The following is a 20,524-nucleotide window of genomic DNA, read 5'->3' as shown; positions in this document are numbered from 1 at the left end:
GGCTCCAGGTTGTCGCATACGCCAGGGAATTGTGCGGTCGCAGCATGCCTGCGACAGGATAGCGACAGGTCCGGGCGCCCCAACGGGGGTATGATCCCCTGTCCCTCTTGCCCATTCATGTATCCAACGTCGATGTCCAACGAAGATTTCAAACAGGCCGCCCTCGATTACCACCGGATGTCCCCGCCGGGCAAGATCAAGGTCTCCGCGACCAAGCCGATGCTGACCCAGCGCGACCTGTCGCTGGCGTACTCGCCGGGCGTGGCGTACGCCTGTGAAGCAATCAAGGCCGACCCGCAGCAGGCCAGCGAGCTGACCGCCCGCGGCAACCTGGTGGCGGTGATCTCCAACGGCACCGCGGTGCTGGGCCTGGGCAACATCGGCGCACTGGCCGGCAAGCCGGTGATGGAAGGCAAGGGCGTGCTGTTCCAGAAGTTCGCCGGCATCGATGTGTTCGACATCGAAGTGGACGAAACTGATCCGGACAAGCTGGTCGACATCATCGCCTCGCTGGAGCCCACCTTCGGCGGCATCAACCTGGAAGACATCAAGGCGCCGGAATGCTTCGTGGTCGAGCGCAAGCTGCGCGAGCGCATGAAGATCCCGGTGTTCCATGACGACCAGCACGGCACGGCGATCATCGTCGGCGCGGCGGTGCTGAACGCCATGGCGATCACCGGCAAGAAGATCGAGGAGGTGAAGCTGGCGACCACGGGCATGGGCGCGGCGGGCGTTTCCTGCGTCAACATGCTGGTGCAGCTGGGCCTGAAGCCGGAGAACATCCTGGCGTTCGACCGCGAGGGCGTGATCCACACCGGTCGTACCGATCTGGACCCGGAAAAGCAGCGTTACGCACGCGACACCGACAAGCGCACCCTGGCCGAGATCGTCGACGGCGCGGATATCTTCCTGGGCCTGTCGGCGCCCGGCATCCTCACCGCCGAAATGGTCAAGACCATGGCGCCGGACCCGGTGATCTTCGCACTGGCCAATCCGACCCCGGAAATCATGCCGGAAGTGGCGCGTGCGGCGCGTCCGGACGCGATCATCGGCACCGGCCGTTCGGATTACCCGAACCAGGTCAACAACGTGCTGTGCTTCCCGTACCTGTTCCGCGGTGCGCTGGACGTGGGCGCCACCGCGATCAACGAGGAAATGAAGATCGCCTGCGTGCGCGCCATCGCCGCGCTGGCACGCCGCGCTGCGACCGACATGGGCTCGGCCTACGGCGGTGAAACCCCGAGCTTCGGCCGCGAGTACCTGATCCCGCGGCCGTTCGACCGCCGCCTGCTGGTGGAGCTGTCCGCTGCCGTGGCCCAGGCCGCGATGGACTCGGGGGTGGCCGCCCGGCCGATCGCCGACATGGGCGCCTACCGTGACAAGCTGGCCCAGTTCGTCTACCGCACCAGCCTGATGATGAAGCCGGTGTACGACCGTGCACGCACCGACAAGCAGCGCGTGGTCTACGCCGAAGGCGAAGAGGAAGTGGTGCTGCAGGCGGTGCAGAACGTGGTCGATGAAGGGCTCGCACATCCGATCCTGATCGGCCGGCCGGACGTGATCGAAGCGCGCATCGAGCGCCTGGGCCTGCGCCTGAAGGCCGGTGAGCACTTCGAGATCACCAACATCAATGACGATCCGCGCTTCAACGAATACTGGCAGTACTACCACGGGCTGACCGGTCGTCGCGGCGTCACCGTGGCGGCGGCGAAGAACCTGATGCGTTCGCGGCCGACCCTGATCGCCGCGGTGATGGTCGCGCGTGGCGAAGCCGATGCAATGCTGACCGGCATCGTCGGCCGTTTCCACAAGAAGCTGGGTTATGTCCGCAGCGTGCTGCCGCTGGAGCCGAAGGTCACCTCGACCTCGGCGATGACCGGCGTCATCAACCAGCAGGGCGTGTTCTTCTTCGTCGACACGCACGTGCAGGAAGATCCCAGTGCCGAGCAGATCTGCGAGGCGACCCTGCAGGCCGCGTACCGCATGAAGCTGTTCGGCATCGAACCGAAGGTGGCGCTGCTGTCGCACTCCAATTTCGGCAGCCACGATTCCAAGGACGCGCTGAAGATGCGCCAGGTCCGCGAGCTGCTGCTCAAGCGCAATCCGCGCCTGAACGTGGACGGCGAGATGCAGGGCGATACCGCCTGGGACGAGGCGCTGCGCCAGAAACTGCTGCCGGGTTCCACCCTGCAGGGTCGCGCCAACCTGTTCGTGCTGCCCAACCTGGAAGCGGCCAACATCGCCTACAACCTGGTGCGTGTGTTCACCGATGGCGTGGCGATCGGTCCGATCCTGATGGGCGTGAACAAGCCGGTGCACATCCTGACCACCAGCGCGACCTCGCGCCGCATCCTGAACATGACCGCCATCGCTGCGGTCGATGCGCAGATCCGCAAGCAGCTGGAAGCGGAAAAGAAGGCGTAATCCTTCGTTCCCGCGACAGCTGCAGAAGCGCGCCCCACGGGGCGCGTTTCTGTTTCCGCACAGCGGAAACCGGATCGGGTAGCGCCGGGCCATGCCCGGCGAGCGCGCAGCGCGGCAAATCAGGCATTCCGCCGGGCATGGCCCGGCGCTACCGGTCAGCGCTTGCCGCCTCGTGCCGGTGCCGGCGGCGGGGCATCCGAACGCGGCTTGGCGTACTCGGCCCATAGCGCCGGCAGGCCCTTGCCGGTGTGCTGCTGCCACAGCGCCAGGGTGTACTGGCCGTTGCGCAGGGCCTTGTCCAGCGCCAGCACCAGGCCGGGGTGTCCAGCTTCGGCCCATTTCAGGAAGGCCCCGGTTACCCGGTAGCCGCTTTCCACGCTTTGGCCCTTGCCCACTTTTTCCGGCAGCGCCCAGCCCGCTGCGGCATTGTCCGTGCCGTAGCGGTCGCGGGCGTAGTCGGCGATGCCTTCCACCAGCCAGCCCGGTACCCGCGTGTCGCCGTAGCTCGGGTAGCCCTGCACGATGTGCATCGCCTCGTGGGTCACCAGGTCGATGTCATCGGGGTGCTTCACCAGCCAGCCCGGGTTGATGGTGATGGTGCTCGCCTTGTCCTTCTCGCCGACGTAGGCGACGCCGTCGTAGGCCGGATCGATCACGATGTGCACCTCGGCCGGTGCCGCCGGGTGGAAGTCCGCCCGTTCGCGCAGGTAGGCGGAATAGAACGTATCGACGATGCGCTGGCGTGCCGGTGCGGCCAGCGCACCGGTCGCATCCTGGTAGTGCAACGTGATGCCTTCGCGGGTGAACTGGCCATCCAAGGCCCGGCTCTGCGACGGCTGGGCCAGCGCAATGCCGGGCAGGGTGAATGCAGCAAGTGCAAGGGGCAGTAGGCGAATGCGCATGGGGTCACCGTACAGTGGAGGGGGACAACAGTTCGATCTCAGCCAGCTGCAGGCGTCCCGGCGCAGTTACGCGCAGGCGGTACTCGGCATAGCGTGAGGGCGAGGTGATGCGGAACGGACGGGTCTGCCGCGCAGCACTGAAGTCTTCGCCACGCCGCTGGTCCAGCGTGGTCCAGCGGTCGTCGCCGTTACGGGCTTCCAGGGTCCATCCGGCCCCCCGGATCGGCCCTTCGCCGCTGGTCAGCGTATACATCGTCGGCGCGCCATCACCCACGGCGCTCAGCATGAGGGTGGCACCCGCGCCCAGCGGAACGGCCGTGGTCGCATCGTCGTCCAACAGCGCGGGCACGGCGCGGCCATCGGCCAGCGCAGCGCGCGTGCTGCTGCCCAGCAGATCGTGCAGCATCTGCGGTCGCTGGCCCGGTGCGGTCAGCGAACGGGGCACGTCGTCGGCGCCTGTGCCCCAGCGCGAAGGCTGCGGGCCCATCTCGAAGTCCAGCGTCGCGCCCTTGGCGATCACCTCGTGCGGTACCCAGGTCCGGGTCCATGGCGTGCCGTTGATCTTCAGCGACTGGACGTAGACGTTCTCCGCGGAGTTCTGCGGCGCGTTGACGGTCAGCACCGCGCCACCCTGCAGTTCCACCCGGGCGTGCCTGAATGCCGGGGAGCCGATCACGTATTCCGGCGCGCCCATCCGCAGTGGATACAGGCCCAGCGAAGCCAGCACGTACCATGCGGAGGTCTCGCCATTGTCCTCATCGCCCGGATAGCCCTGGCCGATCTCGCTGCCCACGTACAGCCGCGACAGGATCTCGCGCACGTGCTGCTGGGTCTTCCAGGGCTGCCCGGCGTACATATACATCCACGGGATATGGTGCGCCGGCTGGTTGCTGTGCGCGTACATGCCCATGCGCACGTCGCGCGCTTCGGTCATCTCATGGATGATGCCGCCGTAGGAGCCTGCAAACGAGGCATCGGCGGTCTCCGGCGTGGCAAAGAAGGCATCGAGCTTGGCGGCCAGCCTGTCGCGGCCACCGTACAGCGCGGCCAGGCCCTCGCCATCGTGCGCGGCGGTGAAGGCGAACGTCCAGCCGTTGGATTCGGTGTAGTCGTGGCCCCACACGCGCGGATCGTAGTCCTTGGCGTCCACGCGCCAGCTGCCGTCGGCCTTGCGGCCCTGGAAGAAGCCGGCGGCAGGGTCGAACAGGGTCGCGTAGCCGGCAGCGCGGTAGCGGAAGTAGTCGGCTTCGGTGCTGTAGCGCTCGCGCTGCGCGGCGGTGGTCGCGCGCTTGGCCAGTGCCTCGGCCATGTTGGCGATGCCGAAGTCGTTCAGCGCGCCTTCCATCGTCCATGACATGCCTTCATGCACGTCGGCACTGGCATAGCCGCGGAACGTCGAGCGGTCCATGCCCTTGCGCCCTACATGGCGATCGGGCGGTACCACGGTGGCATTCTTCAGCGCCGCGGCATAGGCCTCGGCGGGATCGAAACCGCCGACGCCCTTCAGCCATGCGTCGGCGAAGGCCACGTCGGAACTGGTGCCGACCATCAGGTCCGCGTAGCCCGGCGATGACCAGCGGGCGATCCAGCCGCCCGCGCGGTACTGCTCGATGAAACCCTGCACGAGCTGGCCGGCGTCCTCCGGTGTGAACAGTGCGTACGCCGGCCACGTCGTGCGGAACGTATCCCAGAAGCCATTGTTGACGAACACCCGGCCATCGCGCACGCCACTGAAGGTGCGGCTGTCACTGCCATCGGTGTTGTTCTCGCTGGCGCTGGCCTGGTTGGCGTAACGCCACTCGGGGGCGGCAGCGCTGCCGACGTTTTCGTGGCCGGAGTTGGGATACAGGTACAACCGGTAGAGGCTGGAGTACAGCGTGGTCTTCTGGTCGTCCGTGGCATCGCCGATATCGAAGCGGGCCAGGCGCGCATCCCAGGCATCCTGGGCGCGGCCGGCCACGCTTTCCAGCGTATCCGTGGCGGAAATCTCCAGAGCAAGGTTGTGCCGCGCCTGTTCGAGCGAGATCAGCGAGGTGGCAATGCGCATGGTGACGCGGCGATCGCTGCCGGCATCGAACTTGATGTAGCCGGTCGGGCGGCCGCTGTCGATGCGTCCGCTGCTGCGCCAGGGCCGGTCGAAGCGGGCCACCACGAACATGCGGCCGGCACCGTTGGACAGGCCGCTGCGCGTGTCGGTGTAGCCGGACAGTGTCTGCGTGGCCGCATCCAGTGTCAGCCCGCCGCGTGCGTCCACATTGTCGAACAGCAGGTTGGCATCACCTTCCGCAGGGAAATCGAAGCGGAAGACCGCGGCGTGGTCCGTCGGCGCGATGGAGGCGGCGATGCCGTTGTCGAAGCGCACGTCGTAGCGGTAGGGGCGCGCGTTCTCGTGCGTGCGGTCGAAGGACAGTGCCCGCTTGCTGCGGTCGGCCTCGGGCACACCGCGGCTGGCCGATGGCATCACCTGGAAGGTCTGGCGGTCGCCCATCCAGGGACTGGGCTGGTGACTCAGCGCGAGCGCCTGCAGCTGCGGGCGGTTGTTCGCATCGTTCTGCTCGTTCCAGCGGTACAGCCAGTTCAGTGCACCGGCATCGGTCACCGGGGTCCAGAAGTTGAAGCCGTGCGGCACCGCCGTGGCCGGGAAATTGTTGCCGCGCGAGAAGGTGCCGTTGGCCTGCGTACCGCGGGTGGTCAGCACCCAGTCCGAGACCCGCTGCGGCACCTGCCGCGGCTGTGCATCCAGGCGCACGTCATCGATCCAGCCGGACACCGGCGCACCGTCGGCGCTGGCCACTTCCAGCTCGATGGCGACCACCCGGCGGCCGCGCAGCGCAGGCACATCGCCCAGGCGTACGGCCTTGCGCGCCCACTGCTGCGGATACAGCGTTTTCGAATCGCCCTGCGCACGCGCGCCCACGGCGATGCCGTGCTGATCACGCGCGGAGCTGGCCGATACGCGGCTGCCATCGTCCAGGCGCAGGTCCAGCGAGACGTAGGTGGAGGCCACCGTGTCCTTGTCGACGATCTCCGGCAGCACCAGCCAGGACAGGGTGGTGTCGGCGTCGATGGTCAGGTCCGTGCTGAACAGGTCGCGCCGCGCCGCGCCACCGTCGGCCTGATAGTGCAGCGCGCGCAGGCCGCTGTAGCCCGCGTTGCGCTTGGCCGCATACGGCGCCGCCGGACCGGTGCCGATCTGCACCTGCAGCGCGCCGCCGGCCTTGGCCGGTGCGGGCTCACCTGCCTCGAACGAGGTCTGCAGGCCCTGTGCCACTGCGGGCAGGGCGGGCGTGGCGCAGGCCAGGGCCAGGGCGAGCGGAAGCAGGGCGCGGCGCGGATCGGACAGGGTCATGCAGGGTCTCCCGGAAGGGCAGGCGGCAGGCAGGACCCGCATCGGCACGTACCACGGCCAGCATCGCGCCCGCCGCCCAGGGGCGGTGGAAAGGAGCGATGCCGGTCCGGTGGGGGCGGGCCATGCGATCGGGTCGTCGGAGTGGTCCCGATCCTGCCTCAGTGCGTTGCCCCCTGACAAGTGCAATTAGTTCGATCCAAATCCGGGAAAAACGTTTCATTTCAAATTATTGACAGAGGGGATTGGATCGATTTAAAAGTGGCCGGGGTCCAGGCCCGGGGAAGGCGGCGTCCTTCCCGTCCCGATCCCAACCCTTACATCTGTCCCGGAACACCCTGCATGCCCTGATCCGGGCGGGCGGCCTGCGCTTGCTGCTGCTGCCCGTCACCACCGTCCATCCACGACCCTCCCGTCCGTCCCCCACCGGCAGGACCGTCATCCGTCTCTGGAGAGCGCTTGATGAAACCGAGGTTGCTGTCGTTGTTGATGTCTTCGCTGCTGCTGTCGCCGCTGGCCGTGCAGGCCCAGTCCTCCAACGCAGGGGAGGGCGCCGATCCGCCGCGTACGCGCGACCTGGATGCGGTCACGGTGACCGGGTCGCTCATTCCGCGCGCGCAGGTGGAAGGCCCCTCACCGGTGACGACCATCACCGCCGAGCAGATCCAGGCGCAGGGTTTCACCACGGTGTTCGATGCGCTGCGCTCGCTGCCGGTCTCCAATGGGTCGGTGCAGGATTCCCAGGGAACCGGCTTCTACACTCCGGGTGCCAAGACCATCAGCCTGTTCGGTCTGGACCCCAGCTACACCCTTACCCTCATCAACGGGCGGCCGATCAACAGCTATCCGCTGGCCTACAACGGCAACACCAGCATCGCCGACATTGCCAACATCCCGCTGGGCATGGTCGAACGCATCGATGTGCTCACCGGTGGCCAGTCCTCGGTGTATGGCTCGTCGGCCGTGGCCGGCGTAGTCAACATCGTGCTGAAAGACCGCGTGGAAGGCACCCATCTGCGCTACCGCGTCGGTGGTTACAGCCAGGGCGGCGGTTCCAGCCAGCGCTTCAGCGCCAGCAGTGGACAGACCTTCGGCAACCTCGATATCAGCTACGGGCTGGAATACATCAACCAGAAGGCGATCTACGCCTTCGACCGCAGCCGCATCGACAGCGTCAACGACAACCCGACCGGGCCGCAGGATCCGTCGCGCAGCTTCCTGCGTATGCGCCAGGGGCCCAACGCCTACATCGACCCGGGCGCGGCCACCTGCGCGCCGCTGTCGAATCTGTTCGGTGGCAGCACCGTGTACGCGCACCGCGACATTTCCGGCGGTGGCTACTACTGCGGCACCCCCGACAACGTCGGCACCGCGTCGCTGTACAACGCCAGCCAGGACGTCAACGCGACCACCTTCCTGCGTTATCACCTCAGCCCGGATACCGAGTTGTACTCGGACATCCTGTTCGGCTTCAGCCGGCCGACCTACAGCGGTGGCAGCCCGTTCTGGAACAAGACCTTCTACAACCGCACCAGCGGCCAGTACGAGCAGTGGCAGCGCATCTACGCGCCCGAGGAAGTCGGCCTGGATGCCAAGGACCAGCGCGTCTACACGCGATCGCTGAACGTCACCGCCGGCGTGCGTGGCGTGCTGGGCAGCTTCGACTACGACGTTTACGTCAACCGTTCCAGCACCGATGTCACCCGCAAATCCACCGACTTCCTCGCCCGGAACGGCGTGGACGATTACTACCTGGGGCCGATGCTGGGCATGCAGGATGGCTACGAGGTCTACGCCCCGGACCTGTCGCGCCTGTACCAGCCGATCACCCGCGACCAGTACGACAGCTTCAGCGGCCTCAACCGTGCTGCATCCAGCGCGTCGCGCACAGCAGTGACGGCACTGCTGACCCATCGTTCGCTGTTCACCCTGCCGGCCGGCGACGTCGGTTTCGCGCTGATCGCCCAGGGCCAGCGCGAGAAGTTCTTCAACCAGTCGGCCGATCCCGATGCCGGTGTGCTGTTCCGCGGGCAGACCGCCGGCACCTCGGCGCAGGGCCAGCGGGACCTGTACGCGCTGGGTGCGGAACTGCAGGTGCCGATCATCGATACCTTCAGCGCCAATCTGTCCGGCCGCTACGACAAGTACGCCCTGCAGGGCGGTGGCGGCAACGGCAAGGCGACCTGGAAGCTTGGCCTGGAGTACCGGCCGATCGAATCGCTGCTGCTGCGTGGCAGCTACGCCACTGCGTTCCGTTCGCCGGACATGTTCTACCTGTTTTCCCGCGAGAGCAGCGGCTATACCACCAACACCGACCTCTACCAGTGCCGGCAGGCCGGTTACACCTCCGACAACTTCGATGACTGCGAGCAGTCCGGGTTGGCGGTGCTGTCTTCCAGTACCGGCAACCGCGATCTGAAGGACATCACTGCACGCACGTTCACCTATGGTGCGGTGTGGTCGACACTGGACAACGCGCTGACGTTGTCGGTGGACTACAACTCGGTGGTGATCGAGAACGAAGTGCGCATCCTCGGTACCGACAGCATCCTCGACACCGAGGCCAACTGCCGGCTGGGCGTATCGGAGAACGGGCAGACCCGCTTCGACATCACCTCGCCCACCTGCCAGCAGGTCCTGGGCCAGGTGCAGCGCAAGCCGGCTACCGATCCGCTCAACCCCAACGGTGTGGACAAGGTGTTCTCCTACCCGATCAACATCGCCAGCCAACGCCAGACCGGTGTGCAGGCAGCGCTGGACTATCGCTGGGGTACCTCCTCGGTGGGAGATTTCACGGTCAACGCGGGCTACTACCGCCCGCTCAAGCACACCACCCAGGACAAGGAAGGCGACCCGGTCTACGACCAGTTGTGCTGCGGCAATTCCAATGAACTGCAGTACCGGGCCACGCTGGGCGTGAACTGGAAGCGCGGGCCGTTCAGCGCCAGTGCGTTCGGCGTGCGCAACGCGCCCACCTGGGACAGCCGTGGCGAGCAGCGCAACATCGGGCCATGGACCACCTGGAACGCCACGGTCGGCTACCGCATCAATGACCTGGCCAGCCTGCTGCTGACGGTCAACAACCTGACCGACGAGATGCCGCCGATCGACCGCAGCAACGGCAACTGGCCGTACTACGACCAGGGCATCTACAACGCCTATGGCCGCTCGGCCTTCCTGGAGCTGTCGCTGGACTTCCAGTAGGCCGGGCGCTGGCAGGTCCCGGCTGTCAGGGGGCGGGGGCCAGGAAAGGACAGGGGCGGCCGGGTCGCCGCCCCAGGTGCTAGAATCGCAGGCCTCGCAATCCGTTCATCGACATCCGCCATGAGCCATACCGCCACCGCGCCCGCCAACGCCGAGAAGCGCTACACCGTGCACCGCAGCGACCTGCCGCTGAGCTGCCCGACCCCGGAGATGGCGCTGTGGAACTCGCATCCGCGGGTCTACCTGGCGATCGAAGACGAACCCAACGGTGAAGCGCAGTGCCCGTACTGCGGTTCCGTGTTCGTACTGGCTGACTGAACGGCCTTCACCGATGCGTCGACTGACCGTGGTGCAGTTGCTGCCGGCGCTGCACTCCGGCGGCGTCGAGCGCTCGACCCTGGAAATCGCGTCGGCACTGGTGGCAGCCGGCCATCGCGCGCTGGTGGTGTCTGCCGGTGGCCGCCTCGTTGAACCGCTGCTGGCCAGCGGTGCCGAGCATCTCACCCTCGATATCGGCCGCAAGTCGCTGCTGACCCTGCGTCATCTGCCGACCCTGCGTCGCCTGTTCGCCGAGGTCGGCGCCGATATCGTGCACGCCCGCTCGCGCCTGCCCGCGTGGCTGGGGCTGTATGCGATCCGGGCGATGCCGCAGGCGCAGCGGCCGCACTGGGTAACCACCGTGCACGGGCTGAACTCGCCCAGCCGCTACAGCGCGGTGATGACCAGCGGCGAGCGGGTGATCTGTGTCTCCAACAGCGTGCGCGAATACGTGCAGCGCCACTATCCGACCGTGCCGGAGGACCACCTGCGGGTGATCCCGCGTGGTGTCGATGTCAGTCAGTTCCCGCGGGTGGCGCGCGGTGATCGCCGGCCGCGCCTGTCGCTGGTGGCGGACTACCCGTGGCTGGCCGGGGTGGACGGGCCGCTGCTGCTGCTGCCGGGCCGTGGCACGCGCCTGAAGGGGCACGCGCACGCGCTGCAGCTGCTGGCCGACGTCCGCGCTGCCGGCGTGCCGGCGCAGCTGTGGATGCTGGGCACCGACGAGCCGGGGCGCGAAGCCTATGTGGCCGACCTGCGCCGCCAGGCCGCCACGCTCGGCATCGCAGACGCGGTCCACATCAGCACGCCGACCGCCCGCATTGCCCAGGCCTATGCCGCCAGCGATCTGGTGCTGCAGCTGTCCGACAAGCCCGAAGCCTTCGGCCGTACCGTGGTGGAAGCACTGTCGGTGGGCCGACCGGTGCTCGGCTGGAACCACGGTGGGGTGGGCGAACTGCTGCAGCAGCTCCAGCCCACCGGTGCGGTGCCGCTGGGAGATGCGCAGGCACTGGGTGAACGTGCGCTGGCCCTTCTGGCGCAGCCGCTATCGTTGCCGGGCCGTATCCCGTTTACCCTGCAGGCCATGCAGCGCGATACCCTCCGTCTCTATGCCGACCTCGCAGGCTGACACCGCAGCCGTCCTGCGCGATGAACGCGCCGGGCGCTGGGCGCCCTGGTGGGTGCTTGCCTACGTGGCGTTGTGGCCGCTGCCAGGCATCGCCGAGACCGTCCTGGGCCTGGGTGCAATCTATGCCGCAGTGCGCATGGTCATCCGCCGCCTGCAGCGCCGGCCGCATCTGCTGAGCCCGGCGGCCTGGGCGCTGACCTCGATCCTGTTCCTCGGCTACTGGTTGCCGCAGGCATTTTCCGCATTCGATGCGATCGACCCGTCGGCCTCGTGGACCAAGGCGGCAGCAGGCCTGCGCTACCTGCCCTTCATGTGGCTGGTAGCGATCGCAGTGGCCACGCCGGAGCGGCGCAGACTCACCCTGGGTGGACTGGCGCTGATCACCGGCGCCTGGACGCTGGATGCGCTGGTACAGGCGGTGGCCGGCACCAGCCCATGGTTCTGGTCGCTGGAGCAGCTCAAACTGGCAATCAGCGGGCGTGCGCTGTGCCCGGCCGATGAAGCGGCGTTGGCCGACCGGCTCAGTGGCGTACTGGGCCCGTGCAACCTGAAATTCGGCCAGGTGCTGGCCAGCCTGTCGCCGTTCCTGCTGCTGCCGCTGGCGCGCCGCTTCGGTGCTGCCGGCTGGCTGCTGGCCGCTGCGGCCCTCGGCAGTGTGTTGCTGCTGGCCGGCTCACGCGCCTCGTGGATCACCTTCGCGCTCGTGCTGGCCTACAGCGGCATGCGCCAGTTCGGCTGGAAGCGGCTGGCGCTGTTGGCGATGGTCGGGGTCCTGGGGGCCGGGGTCCTGGTTGCCAGCGTGCCGCAGCTGCGCGAGCGCGTGCTGCGCACGACGATGGCCTGGGAGGGGGACGAGACGGGCGTCGACCAGGCGTTGTCCGGGCGTGCGCGGATCTGGAGCGCAGCGGCCTGCATGATCGAAGCACATCCGATCAACGGTGTCGGCGCGCGTGGCTTCCGCGATGCGTATCCCGCCTGCGTCGCAGGGGAGGGAACCGCGGTGTGGGGCGCGGAACCGGCCCTGCACGCGCACCAGATCGTGCTGGAGATCGTGGCCGAGACCGGCGTGCTGGGCCTGCTGTTGTGGCTGGCCGCCGTGGCACAGGCCTGGCGGGCGTGGCGCTTCGCACCGACCGCGGCCCGCGAGCGGGCGCGGCCGGCGATGTTGGCGCTGGCAGTCACCGTGTTCCCGCTCAACACCCACCTGGCGTTCTACTCTGCGTTCTGGGGTGGGCTGACCGTGCTGCTGGCGGCGCTGTTCGCCGGCAGCCTGCTGGCGCGTGACGCGGATGACTCACCACGCGCGATGGAAACGGGCAGGTAATCCGGGCGGATCGAGGCGTGCCTGGGTCTACTTGTAGAAGTCGCTGCGCCCGCCGGGCTGGCGCTTGAAGCGGCGATGGATCCACAGGTACTGGTCAGGGGCTTCGCGCACCATCTCCTCGATCGCCTGGTTGACGCGCGCGGTATCGGCTTCCACATCCTCGCTCGGGAAGTTCTCCAGCGGCGCGCCGATCTTCAGGAAGTACTTCCCGCCTTCGCGGCGGTGGAAGTACGGAATGACCGCGCAACCGGTCATCCGCGCCAGCTGGTGGGTGGCGGTGATGGTGGCGGCGGTGTGGCCGAAGAACGGAACGAACACGGTGTCCTTGCCACGCATGTCCTGGTCGGGGGCATACCAGAGGAAGCCGCCCTTCTTCAGGTGGCGCACGGTGGCGCGGATGTCCTCGTTGGCGAACATCGCCTTGGCATAGCGCAGGCGGCCGAACTTCACCGCCCACTCGTACACCGGATTCTTGTGTTTGCGGTACATGCCGGACAGGTCGACGTAGTCGCACAGCAGGCGGCCGCACATCTCCAGGGTCATGAAGTGCCCGGACACCAGCAGCACGCCGCGACCCTCGGCCTGCATCTGCCGCAGGTGCTCCAGCCCTTCGATCTGCACCTGCGGGCGGATGCTGTCGATGCTGCCCCACCAGGCACGGATGCACTCGAACACGCCCACGCCCAGGGCATCGAAGCTGTCGCGAACCAACCGCTTGCGCCAGGCATCGTCCTTTTCCGGGAAACACAGTGCGAGATTGACCTCGGCTGCACGGCGACGGCTTCCGGCCAGGCGCCAGGCGATCGACCCCACCCCGCGACCGAGGGCGCGCTGCAGCATCCACGGCAGGCGGGCGATGGCGAAAGCGCCGTACATGGCGGCGAACATCGGCCAGTTGCGGGGATCGCGCAGTGACGGGCGGACGGCAGTGGAGGCATCGGACATGGCGCCATTCTAGCAATCCGGCTGCGTGTCTTTCCCGGGGGTGTCCCGTATCCTTGCCGCATGCGCAAAGACCCTGTCGAATGGATCCTGCGCGGCCTGTATTCGGTCGTGCTCTACATCCTGCTGCCGATCACCGTGTACCACCTGGTCTGGCGCGGCTTCCGGGTCCGTGAGTATTTCCGCCGCTGGGACGAGCGCTACGCCTCCTATCCCCAGCCCAGCGGCCAGCCACGGGTCTGGCTGCATGCGGTCTCGGTGGGCGAGGTCAACGCCGCCGCGCCGCTGGTCAACGCCCTGCGCCAGCAGCGCCCGGATATCCGCTGGGTCATCACCACCATCACCCCCACCGGCTCCGAGCGCGTGCGCGCGCTGTGGGGCGATGCGCTGGACCACGTCTACCTGCCGTATGACGTGCCCGGCAGCGTCAACCGTTTCCTCGGCCACTTCCAGCCCAGCCTGGCGCTGATCCTGGAAACCGAGCTGTGGCCGAACATGCTGTTCGGCTGCCGTGACCGCGACATTCCGGTCTACATCCTCAATGCCCGCCTGTCGGCCCGCTCGCTGCGTGGCTACCGGCTGCTGGCCGCGCTGATCCGCCGCGCGCTGCGCACGGTGACGTGCGTGGCAGCCCAGTCGCAGGACGACGCAGAGCGCTTCGTGCAGCTGGGGGCGGCGCCTGACCAGGTGCAGGCACTGGGCAACCTCAAATTCGACATCGCCACGCCGGACGTGCAGGCCTTCATCGAACAGTTCCACGCACGGGTGCCTGACACGCGACCGGTCTGGATCGCGGCCAGTACCCATGATGGCGAAGAGCAGGCGGTGATCGAACTGCACCGGCGCCTGCGCCAGCACCATCCGGACCTGCTGCTGCTGTGGGCACCCCGGCATCCCGAGCGCTTCCCGAAGGTGGAGGCGCTGGCGCGCGAGCAGGGCTGGAGCGTGGCGACCCGCCGTGCGCAGCAGTGGCCGTCCGCCGATACCGATGCCTTCATCATCGACACCCTCGGCGAACTGATGCCGTTCTATGGCTGTGCGCAGGTCGCCTTCGTCGGCGGCAGCCTGCAGCCGATCGGTGGCCACAACCTGCTGGAGCCGGCGGCGATGGGCACTGCCGCGGTGACCGGTCCGCACCTGCACAATTTCTCGGAGATCTCGCGGCGCATGCGCGAGGCCGGTGCGCTGTTGATCGGCGAAGACGTGCAGGCGGTCGGCGGTCTGCTGCAGCACCTGCTGGAGGATCCGCAGGCCCGCGAGGACATGGCGCACGCTGGATGCACGCTGGTCAGCAATGGGCGCGGCGCGCTGCAGCGGACGCTGGCGCTGGTGGCCCCGCACCTGCCACCGCCCCGCGGCTGAGCCGCACGCGGCGCGCTCGCCGCCGTACTGTCGCGATCAACTGGATTAAGCCTGCTTGACGGCCATCGTTCTGTCGTGGCAGGACCGGTCGCCGACGCCGCAACGTGCCTCGGATCACACCTCGCGGCATGCAGATGCAAATCTGATATCGATTGCCCGCACAGGCTGCCAGCCTGATGTCGACCGTGCTTGGACGGCATCAAGGGAGCTTGAGATGAGCGGCAGCGATGGCCATCGGCTTGGAATGGATCATCTGGGCGTGATCCTGATGACGTTGCTGCTCGGTGGCAGTGTCATCGCACGGGTCGGTCAGTACACGGCGGCGCAGGCGGGGCCGGCCGTCGTTCTCAGTCTGCTGCTCGCAGCCCTCGGTGCGGCGCTGGTGCTGGCACGCCTGTACAGGGTGGTGACGCAGGCGGATACGGCCGATGGCCTGCATGGCCTGCATGGCCTGCTGGTGGCCGGCTGGGGGCGGTCGATTGCCCGCGTACTGTGCCTGGCGTTGTTGCTGGAGTGCACGGCGACGCTGGCGGGTGCTGCGCAGTCCGGGGCTGGCCATCTGCATGCGGCACTGGCGGCGGCGAGCGCATCCAGCGCCGGTACGCTGCCGGTGCAGGTGACAGCCGCTGCAGGCCTGCTGCTATTGGGAGCCACCGCGCTGATGCGACCGGCGCGGACGGTGCTGCTGGTGTGCGCGCTGTTGACCGTGAAGATCGGCATCGGCGTGCTGCTGCTGGCGCTGGCGGCCCGGTATGTGCACTACGCGCACTGGATCCCATGGGTTCCCCCCGCCACTGCACCGTATCGCTTCGGCCTGGGAGGCGTGCTCGCTGCGGCTGTGCCGCTGCTGGGCATCTTTGCCAGCGCCGGCCTGGCACTGGGCGTTCCCGGGGTGCCTGTTGGCGGGCTGGCGCGACGCCCACTGACGATGCTCATGGTGCTCGTCGCGGCGACGCTGATGCTGATCGCACTGGCCGCACTGCAGGCGGGCCTGGTCGACTATCCAGCGCTGGCCAGCAGCCGGCCCTTGACGGTTGCGCTGCGAAGCCATCGCCAGTTGTCCTGGATGTTGCCGTGGCTGCCGCTGGCAGGCTATGCAGGGTTGGCGGCGCTGCAACTGGTGCTGCTGATGCTGGCGACGCGGCTGGCGCTGCCGCTGTGGCCGCTTGGAAACGAGGGCGACCCACCGGCGGCGTGCGTGGCGACCGTGGCGATCATCCTGTTGGCGACCCTGCTGGCGCTGTGGCTGCCGGCCGGCGTCTTGCCGGCGATGCCGGGGCCGGTGGGACTGCTGGTGGTGGCCGCCGTGTGCCTGGGAGGACTTCAGCGGCGCAGCGAGGTGACGCGCTCGCCTGCCGACGCCGTGCTGGGCATGGCGGCAGCAGCGTTGTGCCTGCTGCCGCTCCTGCGCTAGATCACATCGCCGCGGCACAAACAGAAAAGCCACCCGGCCGGGTGGCTTTCCGTCAAAGCGGGTGACGACTTACTGCGTGGTCGTGGCGGGATTGCCCGCGTCCTGGGTCAGCAGGCGATTGATGTCCTGCAGTTCGGCCACGTCCAACGCGCCCAGCGACTGGCTCAGCAGCAGGCGGTTCTGCAGGAAGGTGTAGCGGGCCTGCGCGTAGTCCAGCTGTGCCGAGAACAGGATGCGCTGGTTCTGGATCACGTCCAGCACGGTACGGGTACCCACTTCCAGGCCGACCTGCGAGGCGTCGTACGCGCTCTGTGCCGAGACGACGGCCAGGCGGCGTGCCTCCACCTCGCTGATGCCCTGCACCAGGGTCTGGTAGGCATTGCGGGTGTTGCGATCCAGCGCGCGCTTTTGCTGCTCGTAGCCATCCTGGGCGATGTCACGCTGGGCCAGCGCCTGGCGCACGCCGGACTGGGTGGCGCCGCCGGCGAAGATCGGCACGCTGAGGGTCAGGCCGATGCTGTTGGTGCGCGCATCCGGGGACAGCGAACCCGAACCGGTGCTGTCGCCCCAGGTCGCGGTCTTGCCCCAGCTGCCGCCCAGCGACAGCGTCGGGTAGTGGGCGCCACGGGCGGCCTGCACGCCGGCCTCGGCCGCGCTGACCTTCAGCTCCTGTGCCTTCAGCGAGGGGTTCTGGCTGGTTGCCTGCTGCACCAGTTCATCGATGTTGCCGCGGTTGGCCGGCACTTCGGGACGGAAGTCGGCCGGCAGCCCCTTGAGGTTCAGCACCGGCTGGCCGGTGAGTTCGGTCAGCGCCTGGTAGTTATCGGCCAGGGTGTTCTGCGCGACGATGGTGTTGGCGCGCGCCTGGTCATACTGCGCGCGCGCTTCGTGCACGTCGGTGATCGGCGCCAGGCCCACTTCCAGGCGCTTGTCGGCGAAGTCGAACTGCTTCTTCGCGGCCGCTTCGTTGGTCTGTGCGGCATTCAGCGATTCGATCGCCACCAGCACGTTGAAGTAGGCCGCCGAGGTGCGGACGATCAGGCTGTCGTTGGCCGAATCCAGGGTGAAGTCAGCCGCCTTGCTCAGTTCGCGCTGCGAGCGCAGGTTGTTGATCTGCGTCCAGTTGAACAGGGTCTGCGAACCGTCGATCGTGTAGTTGCGGCGCTTGCTGCTGACCGTGCCGGTATTGGCATCGGCGTTGGCTTCGCTGCGTGTGCGGTTCAGCGTGGCCTGGCCGTTGATCTGCGGAAGCAGGGCAGCGCGCGCCTGCACGGCGCCTTCCTTGTCGTACAGCCGGGTGGATTCGGCGGCCGACAGCTGCGGATCGCCGTTGCGCGCCATCTCGTAGACCTGCAACAGGTCAGCGGCATGGGCAGACAACGGCAGCAGGGCAGTGGCCAGCGCAACAGCGAGGGATCGGCGGATCATTGCGGCTTCCTTGGACTCAGAGGTGGAACTGGGGTGCCGGGGCGGCACCGCGCAGGTAATCGATATCGGTCTCGAACAGGGATTCGGTGCTGCCATCGGCCTTGATCAGAAGCGCTTCCATCGCCGGCGAACGGCCCTGGATCACGAACAGGCGACCACCCGGACGCAGCCACGAGGCGAACTGTGACGGCACCACGTTGACAGCACCAGTGACACAGATCACGTCAAAGCGACGTTCGGTCTGCCACGCCAGCGCGTCAGCCACTTCCACACGGACGTTGGTACCCAGGCCGGAGGCATCCAGTCGCGCACGCGCGGCGGTCGCCAGTTCCGGATCGATCTCCAGGCTCAGCACGTCGCGCGCCAGCGCGCCGATGCAGGCGGCCAGGAAGCCGCTGCCCGTGCCGATCTCCAGCACTTCGTCACCCGGTTGCAGGTCCAGCGCCTGCAGGGTACGGCCCTCGATGACGGGCTTCATCATCTTCTGGCCATTGCCGATCGGCAGTTCAACATCGGCGTAGGCCAGTGCCCGGTGCGCGTCGGCGACAAAGGCCTCGCGCGGCAGGCGGGCCAGGACGTCGAGCACCTTGATGTCCAGCACGTCCCAGGGACGGATCTGCTGTTCCACCATCAGTTCGCGGGCGTGGGCGTAATCAATCGTCATGAGGTTCAAATCCAGCGCAGTGGGCCGGCCATTTTACCGGTGCCGGAGGCCGGCGGCGCGCCCAGAGCATCCGCTGCCGGGGGGCCGGGGTCGCAGTGCCGGAAGTCATCGCGACCACCGGTTCGTTCAGCTTTGCCGTTTCAGCCGGTTCCGGCTCCTCCGGGCGCATAGGCGCGCAGGAAGAAGTCGACGCTGGCCGCCACGTGGGTGACAGGATCGATCTCCACCGATGACAGTGGCATGCCGCACATCATATGCATGTGCACTTCACCCTTGACCAGGGTCAGGAACTGCTGCCCGGCCAGGTGATGGTCGGGAATCTGCAGCTCGCCCCGCTCGCTGCGCGAGCGCAGGAAGTCGGCCAGCGCCTCGCAGGTGCGCTCGGGCCCGGCCTGCCAGAACAGCTCACGCAGGCGTTCGTCGGTCTCCGGGGCCATCATCACACGTTGGATCGAGATCGCCGCGTCGGAGGTGATCAGCTTGAAGAAGGCCAGGCCGATCCCGATCAGCTGGTCGCGCAGTGGCCCTTCGGCGTCGGCCACGAACAGCGCATCCGGCAGCATCTCGATGCATTTGGACTGCACGGCCTCGGAGAACAGGGTCTCCTTGTCGCCGAAATGGCTGTACACCGTCAGCTTCGACACGCCCGCCTGGGCAGCGATGCTGTCCATGCTCACACCGGTATAGCCCTGTTCGATGAACAGGGTCTTGGCCGCCTCGAGGATCGCCGCGCGCTTGCCAAGATCCTTGGGACGCCCGGGTCCGGCGGCCTTGGCAGCAGGCTTGGCCGACGGCTTGCGGGAAGTGGAAGAACTCATTGCGGTAATACTAGACCAAGCGGTTCGATATTTATACTATACCGGCCAGTTTACTAAATTGGGCCGGACGTTGCGGCTCCCCTGCTGAACTCAGTGTTGTCAGGACGTTGACCGATGAAGATCGTGCGCTGGATGGGCGGTATCGTGTGGGTGGCTGCGCTGGCAGCCTGTTCGGGACAGGAGCAGGCGCCACCGGCGGCCGTGCCGGTGCTGGTGGTGCATCCCGGCGAGCAGGTCGGGCAGGCGCCGGCGGCGTTTCCCGGTACGGTCCGGGCACGCCAGGAGAGCCCGCTGTCGTTCCGCGTCGGCGGCAACCTGGTCAAGCGCCATGTGGACGCCGGCCAACGGGTGAAGAAGGGGGAGGTGCTGGCCGAGCTGGATGTCGCCGACTTCGCCCTGCAGGCGCGCGCCTCGCAGGCGCAGCTGGCCGCGGCCGAAGCCGATCTGGTACGCGCCCGCGACGATCTCAAGCGCTACCAGGTGCTGGCCGACCAGCAGCTGGTCAGCCGCTCGCAGCTGGATCAGCAGTCTGCCGCGTTCAAGGCCGCGCAGGGCCAGGCCAACGCGGCCCGGGCCAACCTGGACGTGCTGCGCAACCAGGCCGGCTACGCCCAGCTGCGTGCGCCGGCCGATGGTGTGATCGCCAGCCGTGAGGCGGAAGCCGGGCAGGTGGTGGCCGCGGGCCAGACCATCTTCAACCTGGCCGCAGACGGTGGCCGCGAAGTGCTGATCGACCTGCCGGAAGCCACCATCCGCGACTACGCGGTAGGCCAGCCGGTGGAAGTGGAGTTGTGGAACCGCCCGGGGCAGCGCCTGCCCGGCACGATCCGCGAGATCGCCGCCGCCGCCGATCCGCAGGCGCGGACCTACGCAACCCGGGTCAGCCTGCCCGCCGATGCACTGGCCGATGTCGAGCTGGGGCAGAGCGCGCGCGTGTTCAGCAGCGCCGGCCGCCACGGCACCCTGCAGCTGCCGATGGCCGCTCTCCAGCGCGGTGCAGGTGGCGCAACCAGTGTGTGGGTGGTGGACCCGGCCAGCAGCACGTTGAAATCGGTCACCGTCAGCACGGGCGCCTATGGCATCGACGCCGTGCCGGTGCTGTCCGGCGTGGACGCCGACGACTGGGTGGTGGCTGCGGGCGGCCATCTGCTGCGATCCGGCCAGCAGGTCGTCGCGGTGGACCGGCAGAACCGCCCGGTGCTGAAGCCCGCAGCGCCGGCTGCCGCACCGAAGGCGAAGGAGTAAGCCT

The 20,524-nt window shown here is 67.7% G+C and carries 14 protein-coding genes; 8 read left to right on the top strand and 6 right to left on the bottom strand.

Going from position 1 to position 20,524, the window contains the following annotated elements; genetic code table 11:
• The first annotated feature begins 132 nt into the window (after positions 1 to 132).
• Positions 133 to 2,424, top strand: a complete 2,292-nt coding sequence (locus tag ACZK08_RS16270; protein WP_065175119.1) for an NADP-dependent malic enzyme — start codon at positions 133 to 135, stop codon at positions 2,422 to 2,424.
• A 155-nt stretch (positions 2,425 to 2,579) separates the two neighbouring features.
• Here ACZK08_RS16270 and ACZK08_RS16265 read toward each other — a convergent pair whose 3' ends face one another.
• Together ACZK08_RS16265 and ACZK08_RS16260 are read right to left on the bottom strand one after the other, a co-directional pair.
• Complete coding sequence (locus tag ACZK08_RS16265; RefSeq protein WP_277381078.1) at positions 2,580 to 3,326, bottom strand: basic secretory protein-like protein; 747 nt, start codon at positions 3,324 to 3,326, stop codon at positions 2,580 to 2,582.
• A gap of 4 nt (positions 3,327 to 3,330) precedes the next feature.
• The gene (locus tag ACZK08_RS16260) at positions 3,331 to 6,675 is read right to left on the bottom strand and encodes a GH92 family glycosyl hydrolase (protein WP_065181723.1); all 3,345 of its coding nucleotides are present in this window, start codon (positions 6,673 to 6,675) and stop codon (positions 3,331 to 3,333) included.
• 459 nt (positions 6,676 to 7,134) lie between these two features.
• On the opposite strand from ACZK08_RS16260, the gene ACZK08_RS16255 reads away from it, so the two are divergent.
• The 4 genes from ACZK08_RS16255 to ACZK08_RS16240 all read left to right on the top strand — a co-directional run bounded on the left by ACZK08_RS16255 (position 7,135) and on the right by ACZK08_RS16240 (position 12,647).
• Complete coding sequence (locus ACZK08_RS16255; RefSeq protein WP_081284377.1) at positions 7,135 to 9,876, top strand: TonB-dependent receptor plug domain-containing protein; 2,742 nt, start codon at positions 7,135 to 7,137, stop codon at positions 9,874 to 9,876.
• A 120-nt stretch (positions 9,877 to 9,996) separates the two neighbouring features.
• Complete coding sequence (locus ACZK08_RS16250; protein WP_053517405.1) at positions 9,997 to 10,194, top strand: zinc-finger domain-containing protein; 198 nt, start codon at positions 9,997 to 9,999, stop codon at positions 10,192 to 10,194.
• A gap of 13 nt (positions 10,195 to 10,207) precedes the next feature.
• Complete coding sequence (locus tag ACZK08_RS16245) at positions 10,208 to 11,323, top strand: glycosyltransferase (protein ID WP_478452271.1); 1,116 nt, start codon at positions 10,208 to 10,210, stop codon at positions 11,321 to 11,323.
• Positions 11,304 to 12,647 carry an O-antigen ligase family protein gene (locus tag ACZK08_RS16240; RefSeq protein ID WP_065181721.1) on the top strand — a complete coding sequence of 448 codons (1,344 nt, stop codon included), beginning with the start codon at positions 11,304 to 11,306 and terminating at the stop codon, positions 12,645 to 12,647. The genes ACZK08_RS16245 and ACZK08_RS16240 overlap by 20 nt, the downstream gene beginning before the upstream one ends.
• Positions 12,648 to 12,674: 27 nt before the next feature.
• Here ACZK08_RS16240 and ACZK08_RS16235 read toward each other — a convergent pair whose 3' ends face one another.
• On the bottom strand, positions 12,675 to 13,592 hold the full coding sequence (locus tag ACZK08_RS16235; RefSeq protein WP_053517401.1) for an LpxL/LpxP family Kdo(2)-lipid IV(A) lauroyl/palmitoleoyl acyltransferase: 918 nt from the start codon (positions 13,590 to 13,592) through the stop codon (positions 12,675 to 12,677).
• 60 nt (positions 13,593 to 13,652) lie between these two features.
• Here ACZK08_RS16235 and waaA point away from each other — a divergent pair, with 60 nt between their 5' ends.
• Together waaA and ACZK08_RS16225 are read left to right on the top strand one after the other, a co-directional pair.
• A complete protein-coding gene (gene waaA, locus ACZK08_RS16230; protein ID WP_065181720.1) occupies positions 13,653 to 14,951 on the top strand; it encodes a lipid IV(A) 3-deoxy-D-manno-octulosonic acid transferase in 1,299 nt (432 codons plus the stop codon).
• A 214-nt stretch (positions 14,952 to 15,165) separates the two neighbouring features.
• The gene (locus ACZK08_RS16225) at positions 15,166 to 16,365 is read left to right on the top strand and encodes an amino acid transporter (RefSeq protein WP_065181719.1); all 1,200 of its coding nucleotides are present in this window, start codon (positions 15,166 to 15,168) and stop codon (positions 16,363 to 16,365) included.
• Between the two features lie 69 nt (positions 16,366 to 16,434).
• Here ACZK08_RS16225 and ACZK08_RS16220 read toward each other — a convergent pair whose 3' ends face one another.
• The 3 genes from ACZK08_RS16220 to ACZK08_RS16210 all read right to left on the bottom strand — a co-directional run bounded on the left by ACZK08_RS16220 (position 16,435) and on the right by ACZK08_RS16210 (position 19,275).
• Entirely contained in the window at positions 16,435 to 17,793 is a 1,359-nt protein-coding gene (locus tag ACZK08_RS16220) for a TolC family outer membrane protein (RefSeq protein WP_065175111.1), read from the bottom strand.
• A gap of 16 nt (positions 17,794 to 17,809) precedes the next feature.
• Positions 17,810 to 18,457: a protein-L-isoaspartate O-methyltransferase family protein gene (locus tag ACZK08_RS16215; RefSeq protein WP_053520104.1), complete on the bottom strand. Its 648-nt coding sequence runs from the start codon at positions 18,455 to 18,457 to the stop codon at positions 17,810 to 17,812.
• A 140-nt stretch (positions 18,458 to 18,597) separates the two neighbouring features.
• Positions 18,598 to 19,275 (bottom strand): TetR/AcrR family transcriptional regulator, encoded by a 678-nt coding sequence (locus ACZK08_RS16210; RefSeq protein WP_065175109.1) that lies wholly within the window; start codon positions 19,273 to 19,275, stop codon positions 18,598 to 18,600.
• A gap of 114 nt (positions 19,276 to 19,389) precedes the next feature.
• Here ACZK08_RS16210 and ACZK08_RS16205 point away from each other — a divergent pair, with 114 nt between their 5' ends.
• Complete coding sequence (locus ACZK08_RS16205) at positions 19,390 to 20,520, top strand: efflux RND transporter periplasmic adaptor subunit (protein WP_065181718.1); 1,131 nt, start codon at positions 19,390 to 19,392, stop codon at positions 20,518 to 20,520.
• Positions 20,521 to 20,524: the final 4 nt, after the last annotated feature.

This window comes from Stenotrophomonas sp. 112478_Sma (assembly GCF_056479905.1).
Note: the sequence above shows the minus strand (reverse complement) of the source record. Positions and strands in the feature narration are given on the sequence as shown.